This is a genomic window from Dactylosporangium sp. NPDC005555 (genome assembly GCF_040605635.1).
GTDB lineage: Bacteria > Actinomycetota > Actinomycetes > Mycobacteriales > Micromonosporaceae > Dactylosporangium.
On sequence record NZ_JBEXDG010000013.1, the window covers coordinates 189,166 to 203,482 of the forward strand.

The 14,317-nt window shown below is 67.1% G+C and carries 15 protein-coding genes and 1 pseudogene; 10 read left to right on the top strand and 6 right to left on the bottom strand.

Annotated features, from left to right (window positions below):
* The first annotated feature begins 98 nt into the window (after window positions 1-98).
* Window positions 99-1,706 carry a cellulase family glycosylhydrolase gene (locus tag ABZS58_RS17830; RefSeq protein WP_354782633.1) on the top strand — a complete coding sequence of 536 codons (1,608 nt, stop codon included), beginning with the start codon at window positions 99-101 and terminating at the stop codon, window positions 1,704-1,706.
* Between the two features lie 137 nt (window positions 1,707-1,843).
* Here the strand turns inward: ABZS58_RS17830 and ABZS58_RS17835 are convergent, their stop codons facing one another.
* The gene (locus tag ABZS58_RS17835) at window positions 1,844-2,191 is read right to left on the bottom strand and encodes a DNA polymerase ligase N-terminal domain-containing protein (protein ID WP_354782635.1); all 348 of its coding nucleotides are present in this window, start codon (window positions 2,189-2,191) and stop codon (window positions 1,844-1,846) included.
* 106 nt (window positions 2,192-2,297) lie between these two features.
* Between ABZS58_RS17835 and ABZS58_RS17840 the strand changes: the two are divergent.
* The 4 genes and pseudogenes from ABZS58_RS17840 to ABZS58_RS17855 all read left to right on the top strand — a co-directional run bounded on the left by ABZS58_RS17840 (window position 2,298) and on the right by ABZS58_RS17855 (window position 5,284).
* Window positions 2,298-2,782: pseudogene (locus ABZS58_RS17840) on the top strand (GNAT family N-acetyltransferase).
* A gap of 212 nt (window positions 2,783-2,994) precedes the next feature.
* Window positions 2,995-3,522 carry a hypothetical protein gene (locus ABZS58_RS17845; RefSeq protein WP_354782637.1) on the top strand — a complete coding sequence of 176 codons (528 nt, stop codon included), beginning with the start codon at window positions 2,995-2,997 and terminating at the stop codon, window positions 3,520-3,522.
* A 738-nt stretch (window positions 3,523-4,260) separates the two neighbouring features.
* Window positions 4,261-4,707: a hypothetical protein gene (locus ABZS58_RS17850; protein ID WP_354782639.1), complete on the top strand. Its 447-nt coding sequence runs from the start codon at window positions 4,261-4,263 to the stop codon at window positions 4,705-4,707.
* Between the two features lie 295 nt (window positions 4,708-5,002).
* Window positions 5,003-5,284, top strand: coding sequence for a DUF4190 domain-containing protein (locus ABZS58_RS17855; RefSeq protein WP_344511206.1), 282 nt, complete (start codon window positions 5,003-5,005; stop codon window positions 5,282-5,284).
* Between the two features lie 52 nt (window positions 5,285-5,336).
* Here the strand turns inward: ABZS58_RS17855 and ABZS58_RS17860 are convergent, their stop codons facing one another.
* The gene (locus ABZS58_RS17860) at window positions 5,337-6,158 is read right to left on the bottom strand and encodes an IS5 family transposase (RefSeq protein WP_354782641.1); all 822 of its coding nucleotides are present in this window, start codon (window positions 6,156-6,158) and stop codon (window positions 5,337-5,339) included.
* A 330-nt stretch (window positions 6,159-6,488) separates the two neighbouring features.
* Between ABZS58_RS17860 and ABZS58_RS17865 the strand changes: the two genes are divergently transcribed.
* Complete coding sequence (locus ABZS58_RS17865; RefSeq protein ID WP_354782643.1) at window positions 6,489-7,865, top strand: hypothetical protein; 1,377 nt, start codon at window positions 6,489-6,491, stop codon at window positions 7,863-7,865.
* A 252-nt stretch (window positions 7,866-8,117) separates the two neighbouring features.
* Here ABZS58_RS17865 and ABZS58_RS17870 read toward each other — a convergent pair whose 3' ends face one another.
* The gene (locus ABZS58_RS17870; protein ID WP_354782645.1) at window positions 8,118-8,684 is read right to left on the bottom strand and encodes a hypothetical protein; all 567 of its coding nucleotides are present in this window, start codon (window positions 8,682-8,684) and stop codon (window positions 8,118-8,120) included.
* A 139-nt stretch (window positions 8,685-8,823) separates the two neighbouring features.
* Between ABZS58_RS17870 and ABZS58_RS17875 the strand changes: the two genes are divergently transcribed.
* Window positions 8,824-9,108 carry a hypothetical protein gene (locus ABZS58_RS17875; RefSeq protein WP_354782647.1) on the top strand — a complete coding sequence of 95 codons (285 nt, stop codon included), beginning with the start codon at window positions 8,824-8,826 and terminating at the stop codon, window positions 9,106-9,108.
* 163 nt (window positions 9,109-9,271) lie between these two features.
* Here ABZS58_RS17875 and ABZS58_RS17880 read toward each other — a convergent pair whose 3' ends face one another.
* The 3 genes from ABZS58_RS17880 to ABZS58_RS17890 all read right to left on the bottom strand — a co-directional run bounded on the left by ABZS58_RS17880 (window position 9,272) and on the right by ABZS58_RS17890 (window position 11,486).
* The gene (locus tag ABZS58_RS17880; protein ID WP_354782649.1) at window positions 9,272-10,270 is read right to left on the bottom strand and encodes a DUF2716 domain-containing protein; all 999 of its coding nucleotides are present in this window, start codon (window positions 10,268-10,270) and stop codon (window positions 9,272-9,274) included.
* Between the two features lie 56 nt (window positions 10,271-10,326).
* Window positions 10,327-10,920 (bottom strand): DUF3592 domain-containing protein, encoded by a 594-nt coding sequence (locus ABZS58_RS17885; protein ID WP_354782651.1) that lies wholly within the window; start codon window positions 10,918-10,920, stop codon window positions 10,327-10,329.
* Between the two features lie 68 nt (window positions 10,921-10,988).
* Window positions 10,989-11,486 carry a hypothetical protein gene (locus tag ABZS58_RS17890; protein WP_354782653.1) on the bottom strand — a complete coding sequence of 166 codons (498 nt, stop codon included), beginning with the start codon at window positions 11,484-11,486 and terminating at the stop codon, window positions 10,989-10,991.
* Between the two features lie 414 nt (window positions 11,487-11,900).
* Here ABZS58_RS17890 and ABZS58_RS17895 point away from each other — a divergent pair, with 414 nt between their 5' ends.
* The 3 genes from ABZS58_RS17895 (at window position 11,901) to ABZS58_RS17905 (ending at window position 14,082) form a co-directional block, all read left to right on the top strand.
* A complete protein-coding gene (locus ABZS58_RS17895) occupies window positions 11,901-12,506 on the top strand; it encodes an RNA polymerase sigma factor (RefSeq protein WP_354782655.1) in 606 nt (201 codons plus the stop codon).
* Window positions 12,503-13,450, top strand: a complete 948-nt coding sequence (locus ABZS58_RS17900) for a CU044_5270 family protein (protein ID WP_354782657.1) — start codon at window positions 12,503-12,505, stop codon at window positions 13,448-13,450. The genes ABZS58_RS17895 and ABZS58_RS17900 overlap by 4 nt, the downstream gene beginning before the upstream one ends.
* A gap of 95 nt (window positions 13,451-13,545) precedes the next feature.
* Entirely contained in the window at window positions 13,546-14,082 is a 537-nt protein-coding gene (locus ABZS58_RS17905) for a hypothetical protein (RefSeq protein ID WP_354782659.1), read from the top strand.
* Window positions 14,083-14,317: the final 235 nt, after the last annotated feature.

Here is a 14,317-nt window from a genome sequence, read left to right on the forward strand (position 1 = left end):
CGATTGACACCCGTCGCGGCCGTGGCAACACTCCTCGCCAGGTTCGGACCGGAGACGCCGCCACGTCCGGCGCTCGAGACCGTACGAGAGGAAGCCTCATGAGTTCGAGAGTTAGGAGGGCCGGGCTCGCAGTCTTTGCCGCCGCCCTGGCCCTCACCGGAGCCGTGTACGGCGTGGCGAGGTCGACCGTGGCCAACGCCGCGGTGCAGCTGACCGCTCCCCAACTGGTCGCCGACATGGGCGCCGGGTGGAACCTCGGCAATCAGCTGGAGGCCAACGCCAATGGCATTCCCAGCGAGACGGCCTGGGGCAACCCGGTCATCACCCAGGCCCTCATCGACCGGGTGAAGGCATCGGGCTTCAAGACGATCCGCATCCCCGTGTCGTACCTGGGAAAGATCGGGGCCGCCCCGAACTACACCGTCGACTCGGCCTGGTTGAGCCGGGTCCAGGAGGTCGTCAACTACGCCTACAACTCCGGCCTGTACGTGCTGATCAACATGCACGGCGACGGCTACAAGAGCGTGACCGGCTCCTGGCTGGTCTGCGACGCGTCGGACCAGACCACGATCAAGGCCAAGTACCAGAAGGTGTGGCAGCAGGTCGCGACGAAGTTCGCGAGCTACAACGATCACCTGATCTTCGAGTCGATGAACGAGGAGTTCGACGGGCAGTACGGCAACCCCAGCCAGCCGTGCTACTCGAACATCGTCGCCTACAACCAGATCTTCGTCGACACCGTTCGGCGAACCGGCGGCACCAACGCGTCGCGATGGTTGCTCATTCCGGGCTGGAACACCAACATCGAGTACACGACGGGCAGTTATGGCTTCTCGCTGCCCACCGACACCTATCGGTCGTCCTCCATTCCAAGCGGCGAGCAGCGACTCATGATCTCCGTGCACTACTACGACCCGTGGGACTTCGCGGGTCAGGAGGACGGCAACATCACGCAGTGGGGTGCGGCCGCGACCAACCCGGCCAAGAAGTCGACCTGGGGCCAGGAAGACTATATGGACCAAACGCTGAAGAAGATGTATGACAACTTCGTCACCAAGGGATATCCGTTCTTCGTCGGTGAGTACGGCTCGGTCGACAAGACGTCGGCCGACGCGGCGAACAACACCTACCGTGCGAACTTCGCCAAGGCAGTGGTCGCCACCGCGAAGAAGTACGGCGGGGCGAGCGCCTACTGGGACAACGGCTACAACGGCCAGTACGGGCTCGGCCTGTTCAACCGCAGCTCCAACACGGTGACCCAGCAGGGCATCATCAGCGCCATCATCACCGCCGCCGGCGGCACGCCTCCCACCACCCCGCCCGTCTCACCGTCGCCGTCCAAGACGCCCGGATCGCCGTCGCCCTCGCCCTCAAAGAGCAGCCCGGGCGGTACCGGCACCTGCCGGGTCGTGAACGCGGTCAGCGCCTGGAACACCGGCCTGACCAACAACATCACGATCACCAACACGGGCAGCACCGCCATCAACGGCTGGAACCTGGTCTTCACCCTGCCCTCCGGGCAGACCATCACCGGCGGCTGGAGCGCCACCTACTCCCCGTCCAACGGCACGGTGACCGCGACCAACGTCAGCTACAACGGCACGCTCGCCCCGGGCGCCTCCGCCACCATCGGCTACCAGGCCAACCACACCGGCAACGCCGGCGCCCCCACCGGCTTCAAGCTCAACGGCTCCACCTGCAGCTGAACCCCGGATCTCCGGCACGAAGCCGGAGTGGTTCTGCGCCCCGATCGGGCCGGACGGTGCACCGTCCGGCCCGATCGGGCGGATCGCGCTCGCCACGCCGACGACGGACGGCGGGTCCACTCAGTTCGAACCGGTCGCTAGTCCTTCATGAGGTGCAGCAGCCAGTCCGAGTCCGTTCTGATCAGCGCGTACGTTCGCGGGGCGCCCCGGCCGTGCAGTGTGAAGACGATGCGCTTGTCGTTGCGGTCCACCTCCTGCCACCAGCCGATGTCGGCGATCGACTTGTCGGCGTCGGTGTAGGTCAGGTGCTCGAGGTCGTGGTCCGGTACCGCGACCGCCAGGCGGTTGTGCCTCGGGTCGTCCGGCAGGCCACGGGGCACCGCCCACGAGCGCAGGACGCCGTCGTCCTCTAAGCGCAGGTCGAAGTGGTGCCGCGGTTTGGCGTGCTCATGCAGCACGAATGTCGCCCGCCCCTGATCGTCCACGCCTCCCAGTCTGCCCTCTACGGGCGTTCGGAAATCCCTTGCGGGTGGTCGGCACCGAATGTCTGGTTGGTTGGCCCACCCAATCGCAGGAGAGAACGGGACGCCTATGTCGCTGCCGACCCCCACGTTGCCCACCGCCCGCCTGACACTGCGCCCGTTCGACGACGCGGATGCCGATGACCTCTTCGCGCTGCACAGCAACGGCTATGTGCTGCGGTACTGGGACGCGCCGCCGTGGAGCGAACGCGGGCGCGCCGAGCGGTTCATCGCGGCTTGCCGGGAGATGGCGAGGAGGGCACCGGGACGCGGCTGGCCGTCGATCGCGGCGCCGACGGGGCGTTCCTCGGGTGGTGCGGCCTGAGCCGGTTGATCCGGAGTACCGCAGTGCATCGCTCGGCTACTGCTTCCACGATGCCGCGTGGGGCCACGGCTACGCGACGGCGGCCGCGCGCGTTGCTGCGGTGGGCGTTCGACACGCTGGACCTGAATCGCGTCCAGGCCGAGACCGACACGCGCAACGTGGCGTCGGCCCGGTGCTGGAGAAGCTCGGGTTCGTGCGTGAAGGGACGTTACGAGAGGACTGCGTCGTGAACGGCGAGGTCTCCGGCCCGTGGGTCTACGGGCTGATCAGGCGAGAGTGGCGGCCGTCGCCCGAGCCCGTACCCGCCCGCTGAGTCGACGTCGCCCGGCATCCGGGTGCATCGCTCCGCGGCGTCAAGGGCCCGGCGCCGGGCACGCTCATAAGTAGCCGCTGCTGACCGCTGGTACGACCGTACCGGCCATGGGCTCGGTAGTTTGGGTTGGTGGATCGCGATCATCTCGTTCGCCTCCTGGACCGCGACGGCGAGGCGTTCGCCGCGTGCCGAGATGCTGTGCTGCTGGGCGCCGATGTTCGAGTCTGGGACGAGGACACGCAGGTCTCTGCACTTGTTGAGATCTATGCGTGGCGACTGCGGCTGATCCAGCGACGAGGTACCCCGGAAGTCGGGTTTGCCGAGGCGGTGCAGGCGCTGCGCGCGTGCAGCGACGAGTTCGTCCGCATCGGCGCCGTCGACGTACAGCATCCGCCGTATCACTTCCAGCTCTTTTCTCAACGCGTCTGCGACCAGTCTGATCGCTTGCCTCGGCGTGGATCAAAGTTGGAAGACGTTGACATGAGGAAATCCAGGCCGCCCAAACGGATCTTCGTGAGGGCGATCATGGCGTCCGGACATGCCGCGATGCGCGCGCTCGCCCGGCCATTCACTCGCGGAGTCGGTCTTCGGAGGTTCGCGTCGCCGCTCGGCGAGCCGACCCGGCGCCGTGGATGCCGCCGTCACACCGACTCCTGATTAGACCTGGGAATATGTGGTTGCTAGGGTGCCCCGCCCGGCCCCGACGCGGGACCGTGGTGTGACATCGGCGTGTTCGGGCCCGGCCGGAGCCGCCACACCGCCGCCCACAACCCGATCGCGACAACCGCGATGAAGATCGGGACCGGTCCAGGCCCAGGGCTGGTGGTCTCACGCACCGTAGTGCACGGACTTGACGCCGAGTACCGCAGCCGTGAGAGCCCACCGATGTGTACGTCACGCGGCAGCGGGTTGGAGCCGGAGTCCACCTGGGCCGAGCAGATCCGCCCAGCCACCTCGAACCGGACGTCGTAAACCCGCCGACCCGAGGAGCCGTGTTGGATGCCGACCACCTCGGCATCGACCGTACCTCCCCGCGCCTCGTCGAAGGCAACCCATCCAAAGCCAAGCGCGGCCGCCGTGCAGCAGACGGCACCGACCAGCAGCCAGCCGCGCAGCGCACGCCGGTTCCGACGGCTCGGGATATACATGCCGGCTCCTCAAGACTTGCTGTGGTCACCGAGACCGCCGCAACCGAGTGGCTTTCCAGTTCGCTAAGTGCGTGTGAGATCGCAGTGTCCGCGACGATCATGGCATCCGCACATGCCGCGATCAGCTCGCTACGGAACGTCATCGGGAGTTGGCCGCCAGACTCGCGGACATGCCGATGTGCGGTCGCGCAGCGGACACCAACGACGGGCCTGCCGCTGCACCGTCGGTTCTGGTTGAATGCCACGCGTGATCGACTCCTCGGATGACGCGACGCGCCGGCGACCGACCGCACGGCCGCGGCGCGTTACCGTGCTGGCGGTACTGCTCCTGATCGGTGGCATCTGCGTGCCGTTCTTCGCCGCCGTCTCCGATGTGGGCCCGTTCGATGGCCTACCGCCGTGGACCTACGTGATCCTCAGCCCGGTCTACCTGACCCTCGCCTGGACGGTGTCGCACGCGAAGGCATGGGGGTGGTGGATCCTGGTAGCCCTCCACAGCGCCAACGCCGCGTATCTGCTGCTGAGCGCGGCGTCGATGCATGACACCACCGCGGCCCGGGACCTCATCTGGCCCGCGGTCTACCTCGTTGTCCTGGCCAGTCAGCGCACACGGGTGTGGTTCGGCATCACGCACAGCAACGATCCGATGCCGTCAGAAACAGATCACCACCGCAACGGTGCACCGACGACGTAACCATCGATGTGACTCATAGCCGCCGGTCGAGCGCCGGAGGCCCACGGTGATCGTCACGCTCCGTACGCCCGTCCGGCGGCAAAGTCCCCGGATCGTCCGCGCGGTCGTACCGAATTGAGGATGTACCGCGCACTGGCCGCGGCTGAAGTGGTCGACGTCGCGGGTGATCTTGGCAGGTCCTCGGATTGGCTGGAGATGTAGTGCCGTACCGAAAGAACGATGTCCAGGTGATCAAAGGGCTGCGATACTGCTCGGGCCATGATGGTGTGATCGTCCTGCGGGAGCTGACGGGCAAATGACCGAACCACCGAAGTTCCAGTACGTCCCGCTTCCGCCCGTGAACACGTACGCCATCCTCGCTGCCGTGTTCGCCTTCGTCGTCTTCCCGCCTCTAGGGATCTACTTCGGGCGTAAGGCCAAGGAGCAGATCGCGCAGAGCGGAGAACGCGGGATCGAACTGGCCAACGTGGGTGTCATTGCTGGCTGGATCCTGAGCGTGCTCTACGGATTGTTCATGATCGTGTGGTGCAGCGTGGTCGGCATCGCGGTCTTGGGCGGATTCAACGGAGCGAACTAAGAGCGACCGGCAGTAGGTGTCACTTGAGTCGGCGTGTGGTGGGGCGGGTGTCCTAGCGGTAGAGCGTTCGGGCGCGTTGGATGAGTTGACGGATTGTGACGATTGCGGCTGCCAGGTACAGGTAGAAGTCGATGATTTTGGCGTTGTGGTCGGTGCAGCGGCGGATCTTGCCGAAGTCGTTCATCCATGCGTTTGTCCGTTCGACCACCCATCGCTTGCCGGCCTGGATCGGGGCGGGCATGCCCTTGCGGGCGATGTCGGCGTTGAAGCCGAGTTCGTTGAGCAGGTCGCGGCTGCGTTTGCTGTCGTACCCGCGGTCGAGGTGCGCGGTGATCTGCTCGGGCCAGCAGTGTCGCAGCTGGCTGCTGCATGCTTCGAAGGTGTCCCGCAGCAGCGGCGCGTCGTGCCGGTTGGCGGTGGCGCTGACGATGCCGAGCGGGATGCCGTAGCCGTCGACGCCGGTCGAGCGTTTCATGCTGCCTTTGCCGCGGTCGACCGGAGACCGGCCGGCTCGGTCGCCGCCGCAGGGCGCTTTCGTGATGGCGCCGTCGGCGCTGACGTCGGCGAGGTCGAGGCCGATCATGCGGTCGTAGGCGTCCAGCGCGAGTGCGTGGATCTGCTCGCCCAGTCCGGCGGCTGCCCAGAGGTGCAGACGCCGGCGGATGGTGCGGTCCGAGCAGCCCGCTGTCGCGATGACCTCGTAGCCGGAACCGTGTACGAGAGCGGCGATGACGTGCTCGAACACCACCCGGTTGGGGATGTGCCGCCGATGGCATCCGAGTGGATGGGTGGGGTCGAACTCGGGGCGTTCGGGCCACAGCTCGGCGAATTGGACGAAGACAGGTTCGAGCAACGATGATGACAGGGCAGGCACGAGACTCCGTTGATCACTGAGCGTAGAGAACTCTGATGATCGATGTCTCGTGCCTGTTTCCTACTTCGGGATGCCTACCTGTCCGGATCTTGGACGCCTATTGCCGGTCGCTCTAAGCGGCGAGCATCCGGCAGCGTAGGTGGTCGCAGCTCCCGCATGACCGTTGGTCATCCGCTCATGCCGCTGCGGGCGCTCGGCCGTATGCGCGTGCCTGTCACCGCCGGTCGGCACCGCGAGAACCCCGGTACTGGCCGGGACCGCCGCCGCGACCACCATCATCGCCGCCGCTGGTCGCGCCGTCAGCCGCGCGTAGCGTGCAAGGATCACACGATGCACATCGATGCGATCGTGGCCGGGCTTGCCGGGAACCCGGCCCTGCCGCCGGGGCTGGTCCTCAGGCTGGTGCGCTATCGGCGGGGCTTCGGCGAGGTGGCGACGCGGGCGGACCTGACCGGCGACGCCATCGAGGCCATCATCGCCACGGACGACCATTGGATGCTGCACTCGCTGGCGCTTAACCGGCACCTGCCTGACACGGTCCGGTCGCGGCTCGCCGAGCATCCCGACGGCGCGGTACGGGCCGCCCTGGTCGTGTCGGGGCGCGGCACGCCGCGGGAGCTGTACCTTCGGCTGGTCGACGACCCGGACAGGCGGGTCCGCGAATACCTCGCCGCGCACGACGACGTGCCGGCGGATGTTCGCGGCCGGCTGGCCCGCGACCCCGATCCGGACGTCCGGGCCACGCTGGCGCAGTGGTGGACGGACGCGCCCGAGGAGGTGCGGCGGAGCCTGCTGACCGACCCGGTCGACGCGGTGCGGGGAGCGGCCTGCTCCACGTACTTCCGCCGGCTTCCCCACCCCGTCCCGCCCGCCGACCTCGTCGCCGGGCTGCTCGAAGACCCGGTGACCCGGGCCGGCGCCGTCCGGCACGCGGACCTGACCTCGGCGATGGCGTGGCGGCTGGCCGGTGACCCGGACGGCGATGTCCGCGAGGCCCTCGCCGGGCATCCGTGGCTGCCTGCGGACGTGCGGGACCGGCTCGGCGACGATCGGGAACCGGAGGTGCGGATCGCCGTCTTCGCCCGGCAGGACACCCCCGAGCCGCTGCGGCGCCGGATCCACGAGCAGGCGCTGGGCTTCAGGTGCAAGGTCGGGCTGTGGATGCTCGAACTGCCGTGGGTCACCGCCGACCCGCTGCCGCACGTCGACTCGCCGTACCCCTGTTTCCGTGCCGCCGCCGCGGCTGCCGGCGCGTCGCTGCCCGCGCACGTCGTACACCGGCTGCTGCACGACGACGACAGCGCGGTCCGCACGGCCATGGCCTTCCGGGCCCCGCACCTCGTCGACGCGGCGGCCGCGGAACGCATCGACCGCGACTACCGTCCGGTCAAACGAACCGCGGACCGTCCCGCCGACTGGCTCACGTTTCCGCAGGCGACGCTCCGCCGGCTCGCGACCGACCCGGATCCGCGGATGCGCCGGCTCGCGCCGCGCGACCCCGACCTGCCACCGGACCTTGCGGCGCGCCTGGCGGCCGATCCCGAGCCGGTGGTGCGCAGGTCGGTCGCCGGGCATCCGCGGCTGCCGGCGGCGACGCTGATCGGCCTGCTGGCGGACGAGAGCGCGTGGGTCGCGGAGGCGGCGGCCGGGTCACCGGCCTTGTCGCCGGCCGAGATGGACCGCCTCCTCATCGCCGCCGGCCTCTGACCGGGTGAACCGGACCCAGCGGCAGCTCCAGGCCTCTGCTGGCCTGACGGACCGGCTCAACGGGCGGGTGTTGCCGCTGGACGTCGATTCGAGCGCGCCCCACACCACTGATCGCATTGATCACGTGTCCGCTCATGCCGCGGGTCGAGCGCCGCGCTGCGGCAGAGCGCCCTGATCAGGTAATTACCGCATTGTCTACGCCCTGTAGGCGCCTGAGTGTTTCGCTGTACCCCGCCGGCGTGGTCACGCTGCTCAGACGGATGAGTCCACGTGCCAGCTGCCGTCGACTCGCCGATAGAAGTCGCGGGTGAGCCGATGGTCGCCAGTTGGCCAGACACGGTCGATCAGTTGGCCCAGCTGCGCACGCCCAGCCTGACTGCTCGCCGGGCAACAGGCGAGGATGTCCCTGGTAGGCGCGACGACCAGAATGGAGCGCTCACCGAACTGCGACTCGAAGTAGTCCCACAGCTCCTGCAGCAACATGACGCTGACCTCGAAGTTGCCGTCGAGCAGTACCGGCCTGATGTCGTGGTATTCGGGCGTGCGAAGGTGCCGCTGGCCGACATACGCGGCGAGGTTCCGTACGGCCTGCTCATGCAGTTCGTCCACGGTGAGCGCCACGCCGTTCAGCTCGTCTTCGGACACGAAACGCAGCCCAGCGCCGACTTCAACCACATACGTGGTAACCAGCGAGCCGACGAAGGGGCGGCTGACCAGCGCGAGATCCAACCCCGATCCCAGCTCGGAGCCGCCCGGCGGCGTCACGGCCTTGGCATACGGCAGGACCGAGCTCAGGTCCAGCGGCTCTTCCGAATTCACGCCATGATCGTACGCGCCTGACATCCTTGTGCAGGCTTCCGCCGTGGCGGCTTGATCGGGTGCTCGCATCTGCCGCGATCTGGGTAACTGCATCTGATGCAACGTCTGCGTTTCCGCGGTTCCGGGTAGCGTCGTGTCCGTGTCGGACAAGGCGGAGCGACGAGCCGCGCGGTCGGTGGTCGCTGAGTACTACGAAGCCGAGCTGGGAGAACTTGTTGCCCGCGTTGGCGAGGCTGTCGATCGTTACCGCGCAGGCGAAGGGGACGCCTTCGACGTTGATCGAGTGCTGTTCCAGTATTCGCGAGCCGCGAAGGAACTCTGGAAGTACTGCAACTACGGTCAGGTGGAGATCGTCGCGACGTTGATCAGAGAGCGCCCGCCGCACGATTGGTGGGAGCGCGGCGCTCCCAAAGACCGGTCTTGACGGGGCGGCTGCGGAACGCCGCGGCGCACCCTCATGCCGCTGACATGAGGTGCGGGCTGTGGCCGGCGGTCGTTACAGTACTGTTCGTGCCGATGGCCGGGCCGTTGGTTCTGAGCCGTGTTGCGGCTCGTCCCGCTCTTTCGGTTGGTCGAGTCGCGCTCTTCTACCGGTTGGTGCGTTTGACGGGGAGCCAGTTGGTGAGCATGGGGATCAGGGTGGAAACCAGTGGCTCGCCGAAGACGCAGAGCGTCTGTTCCCAGGGGTGGCCGAACGTGCCGGTGCTCATGTCTTCGGTGAGGAAGATGTAGTAGTCGCCATTGGGGAAGACGTCCGTCTGCCACTGCGGATCCGGCTGGCATGCGAACCGGTGGGGCCAGAACCGGTATGTCTGGTGCTGCCAGTCGAGTACAACGAGGCTTGTGCCGGGTTCGAGCACGCGGGTCAGGGCGAGCAGGGTGAGGCTGTTGACCGCGGCCACGCCTGCGGTGAACTCCGGGTGGTTGCGTGCGGCGAAGATGGGGCTGAGGTCGACGGTGACCGACGGCGCTGGCTCGGTGATGGCAGGCCAGGAATGCGTGCTGGGCCGGAAATCGAATCGCTGGCGGAACGGCGTCCAGTATGCGTCGTCAGCGTCCATGGAGATTGGGCTCCAGGCCGGCTGCACCGCCGGGCCGAGTTCGGCGACGCGGTCGTCGCGGCCGTGGATGATGCCGGCGACCTTCTCCTGGATGGAACGAAGCACGGTGATGGTGTCGCGGTCCGCGAAGCCGGTGTCGGGCGACCAGTCCCGCGACCATCCCAGCGTTTCGCTCGCGAAGGCGAGTTCGGTCGCGAGCAGCAGTCGTCGGCAATCACGACGCGACATCGGGCTCGCCGTGGCTATGAGACCGGCCAGCCGGGCAACGTCCGATCGCAGTTCGGAGCGATCGGCATAGTCGAGCAGCCCGGCGACCACACCCTTGCTGCCTTCCGAGCGCGTCCACTGCATGACGCCGAGTCGAAGCAGTTCCCGTTCGACCGGAGTGAGCCCAGCCAGGTCGACCTGCGCGTCCATGTCCACACTGCTGATCATGCAGTATCCCGGCACGCCGCGGCGCACGGATTTGCCGCAATGAGGATCGCTACGGAACGTCACGCCCTGCTGGTCGCCCAGGTCCCGCAACTGCTTGATGAGCGCGCACCTGATCGTGGTTGGGCGGTGGACCGGTTGATCGGGCCTCACGCTCGCCGGTGCCCGCGACGCGGGATCGATCGGAACGCTGTGGCGACCCAGATACCGAGACCGCCGACCAGTGTCATGAAGCCAGCCGGTAGAAGGAGGTAGCTGGTGGCGAGGTTCGAGTCATCGGTGTTGCCGTCGTTGGTCACGAATTCGTCGGGGTCTCGCGGGTCAACCCAGATCCGCAGCGTATACCCCGGGGGTTCGGCACACCCGCCGCTGCCGCCGCATCGCGTCTGGGACGAATACCGCACGCCGTCGTAGGTGTACGTCAGCCTGATGTAATCTGCGGCCGCATCACTGCGCTGCTGCGTGGACCAACTGACGATCGAGGCGTCGACGGCCACTCCAGTGGCGCGCAGCCGTTCAGCTTTGTCACGGTTCCGCGACAACAGGATCGGCGTCCCGCCAGCAAGCGCCAGCCCCGCAACGAGCATCACGACAGCGAGGGCCAGCAGCCCCCGGTTCGGCCGTCTCCACTGATCACCTCGGCCGTTCACGACGACAAACAGCGCAACGGTGCAGGGGCCACAAACAACGCCACGATCGACCTCCCGCCACGACGTTAGACCGTTGCCGCAATACGCGCTCATGCCGCGACGGGCGCGGTGCTCGTCCCTTGCCGTGGGGATCCCAGCTGCGCGATGGAGTGCGTAGCTGATCAGTCTCCCGAGTGGCCGCCGAAGTGGATGTGCGCTGGCCTGCCGTCCTGGTAGCTGATGATGTACGTACCGACCCACCGGTCCCGTTCGCCGACGATGTTGGTACTCATCCACGCCTCCACCTGGCTCGCCGATGGCGTCAGCGTGCCGAAGGTATAGATCAGGTTGTCGGCAGCCAATGAGGACACTGTGGCGAATGCCGGCTCGGCCGACACACCATTGACCATGTCAATGATCGAGTGGGTTCCCGAGTGCGGCTGCGCGGTGACGAGCGTGTCCGGGTCGATCGGCGTAGACCTGGCCCTGCGCTCCAACCAATCCTCAACGATGGCGTCGTAGCGCTCCGGGTCGGTGTCGCGCGGCGCGAGACCCGCTCGGAACTCCTCTTCCGTCATGTCGACGTCGGGGTCATGGGACTCCCGATAGTAGTCACCCCGCTTATAGACGTCTTGCCGCAATTGCTGGAGCGCAGCGTTCACGTCGGCTTGGTAGTCCACGATGTACCACCATGCAGATGAACCCATCCGCGCGCTCCTCCCGAGACAAAGCAAAGCACCAGCGATCTTTCCACGCGACCTGTCTGCCCCAAGCGCAGGCTCAAGATCGGCTGCGCGCGTCCGGCGGGCGCGCAAATGACCACGAGAACACCGTCCGGACGGCGGCCTGCGGGTAGTCGCCGGCGTTGAGCAGGTCCAGTTGCTGGATCTGGTCGGCGAGGTTGGCCAGGGTGGCATGGGGGCTGGCCTCTACCCGTTCGGCGGCGATGCGTGCGGTCAGCGGCGGCGGGGACCGGCCTCAGTCGGGGACCGCAGCCGTTTACGAGTTGAAGTTTCTGCGGTTGAGCGTGAACTCGTTTGGTGCGGGCGGGCGATACACAGTAGGCGCGAGGTTCTGTGACGGATTGGATGCGGGTGAGCAGATCGTTGGGTGATGTGGTGCTACCGGTGAGTCTGGGCGATGCCGAGATCATCGGCCGTTCCCGCACGCACCCTGAACTGTTCGGGGCGTTGTTCGAGCGTCACTCCGGGATGTTGTTCCGTTACGCCTGTCGCAGGGTGGGTGCGGAGGTTGCCGAGGATGTCGTGGCCGAGACGTTCCTCGCAGCGTTTCGGCAGCGAGCCCGGTATGACCTGAATCGCGGTGACGCCCGGCCGTGGCTATTCGGGATCCTGGTCAGGGAGGTATCGCGGCATCGCCGGAAGGAGACCTCCCAGCTGATGGCACTGGCCCGCGCCGTTGAAACCGACCAGGTTGACGGGCCGGCCGACCGGATCGCTGAGGACGTGACGGCGCGGAGTGCACGCGCGCGCCTGGCAGCTGCGCTGGCCGGGCTGAACCTGCGGGATCGGGATGTGTTGACGCTGATCGCGTGGCAGGAGATGTCGTACGAAGAGGTCGCTCAGGTACTCGGGATCCCCGTGGGAACGGTGCGATCACGGTTGAACAGGGCCCGGCGGCAGATGCAGGGGATGTTGGGAACGCGTGAACTGGCTGGCGTCTTTGAGGAGTGGGCATGAAGACAGGAACGGTCATGCGGCAATTGGGTGAGGCGCTCGATCCGCCGGCCTGTCTCGAGCCGTTTCGGGCGCGACACCGCGTGTTCAGCGGGTTGAGCACCGCGCCGCCTCGGTGGCGCGGACGCTTGCTGCTCGCCGGTGCCGCCGCGGCGGTGGTAGTTCTCCTGGCCGGCGGCATCGCCGTTGTCGCGGTCAGGCCTGTTCCCGGTGCGCCCGCCGAGAACCCTGAGGCACTTGCACTGTTGACCCGCGCCGCTGCGTTCGTGCGGCTGGAATCGCCGCTGTCGCCGAAGGTCGACCAGTTCGTGTTCGTTGAGATCAAGGCTTGGGGTCCGGGACTAGGTCCGGATGCTGAGCGGGTGACATTGATCAGGTCGTGGCGTTCGGTCAACGGCGACGTCGACGGGCTTGTGCAGCGCGACGAGCCCGGCGAGGGCGGTCGTCTCGAGTTTCCGATTCCGGGCTGTCGTAACGGCCGGGCGTCGGAGTGGGTCGATGATGGCCGTCTCGACGCCACGCGTACCCGGCCGTGCGAGTCGGAACCCGGCTATCGAGCGAACCTGCCAACCGGTCCGGACGGCATGCTGACCTTCCTGCGGCACCTCCCAGCCGTTGCGGCAGGCAGCCAGAGCGCGTTCGCGGCCGCGGCGGACCTGCTGCAGCAGAGCTACATCCAACCGCAGGCACGTGCCTCGCTGTTTCTCGCAGTGGCCAAACTGCCGGGGGTTACGGTTCGCTCTGGCGTCACCGACGCGGCCGGTCGGGCAGGCGTCGCAGTCGGACAGGGCAACACCACCACCCGACAGGAGTTGATCTTCGAACCGGACACGGGCCAGTTCCTCGGAACCCAGCTGAACCTTGCGGGCGGCGAACCGACCGCGCTTCGTCCCACCGCCCTACTGCGAAACACGATCGTGAATCGCATCGGCGAATTGCCGGTGTAAGGAGATGCAGACCCGACATGCCGACCCGGGACACTGGAGAGGGCCGAGAAGCCCTCTCCACGCCACCGAACCGGACCATGAGAAAGGGACACGACATGCCGGACGCTGTCGAGTCGATCATCCCCACAGGTGAGGGTGTCTTCCTCATCCGAGACGTCTCCGCCAACACCCCCGAGTCCCACAAACCGGCGTGGAACGCTGCCCGCAACCCCGGCAGCCGCGGCGGACGCCTCCTCGGCGTAGCCGGCCCCGCCATGCTCATCCGCTGCGCACATCAGTTCAGCCGACCCCTGCTGCGCATTGAACCACTCGACGCCGAACCTGGCGATGCCGAACCGCCGTGGCAGTGGGAGCCCCCGGCCGTCCTCACCCTGCCCACCGGCCGGGTCAAGGTCGACATCTACGAGGAAGGCATCCCGGACATCATGCTCGACATCCCCGTCGGCCCGGGCCCAGGCGCCTACGGCATCCGGCTCGGCCACACCGGACGCACCGACATGCAGACACGCGCCGCCGAAGTCGAACGCGACACCCAGACCGCTGACACAGCAACATCCATCGCCGCATGGCGCACACTCGACGGGATCGAGCAATACATCCTCCGCGTCTGGCCAATCGCCATTGACACATGACAATCGCAAGGCAAGCTGACCGCGTTCCAACCGATCAGGACTGCCGGCCCCGGTCGACCCCAACGGTTATGCGATCGCCCTAGCCCGGGTCTTTCGTTAAGGGCTGCCCATATGCTGGGTCGAATGGGAACAGGTGCCGTCTGAGCTGGGAAGATAGGACTTGTCGAGGGTCCTTGTCCATCCCGCCCGGAGGGCACCTGCATGGTGAAGCGTACCGGAACGCGTCCGAGGATTG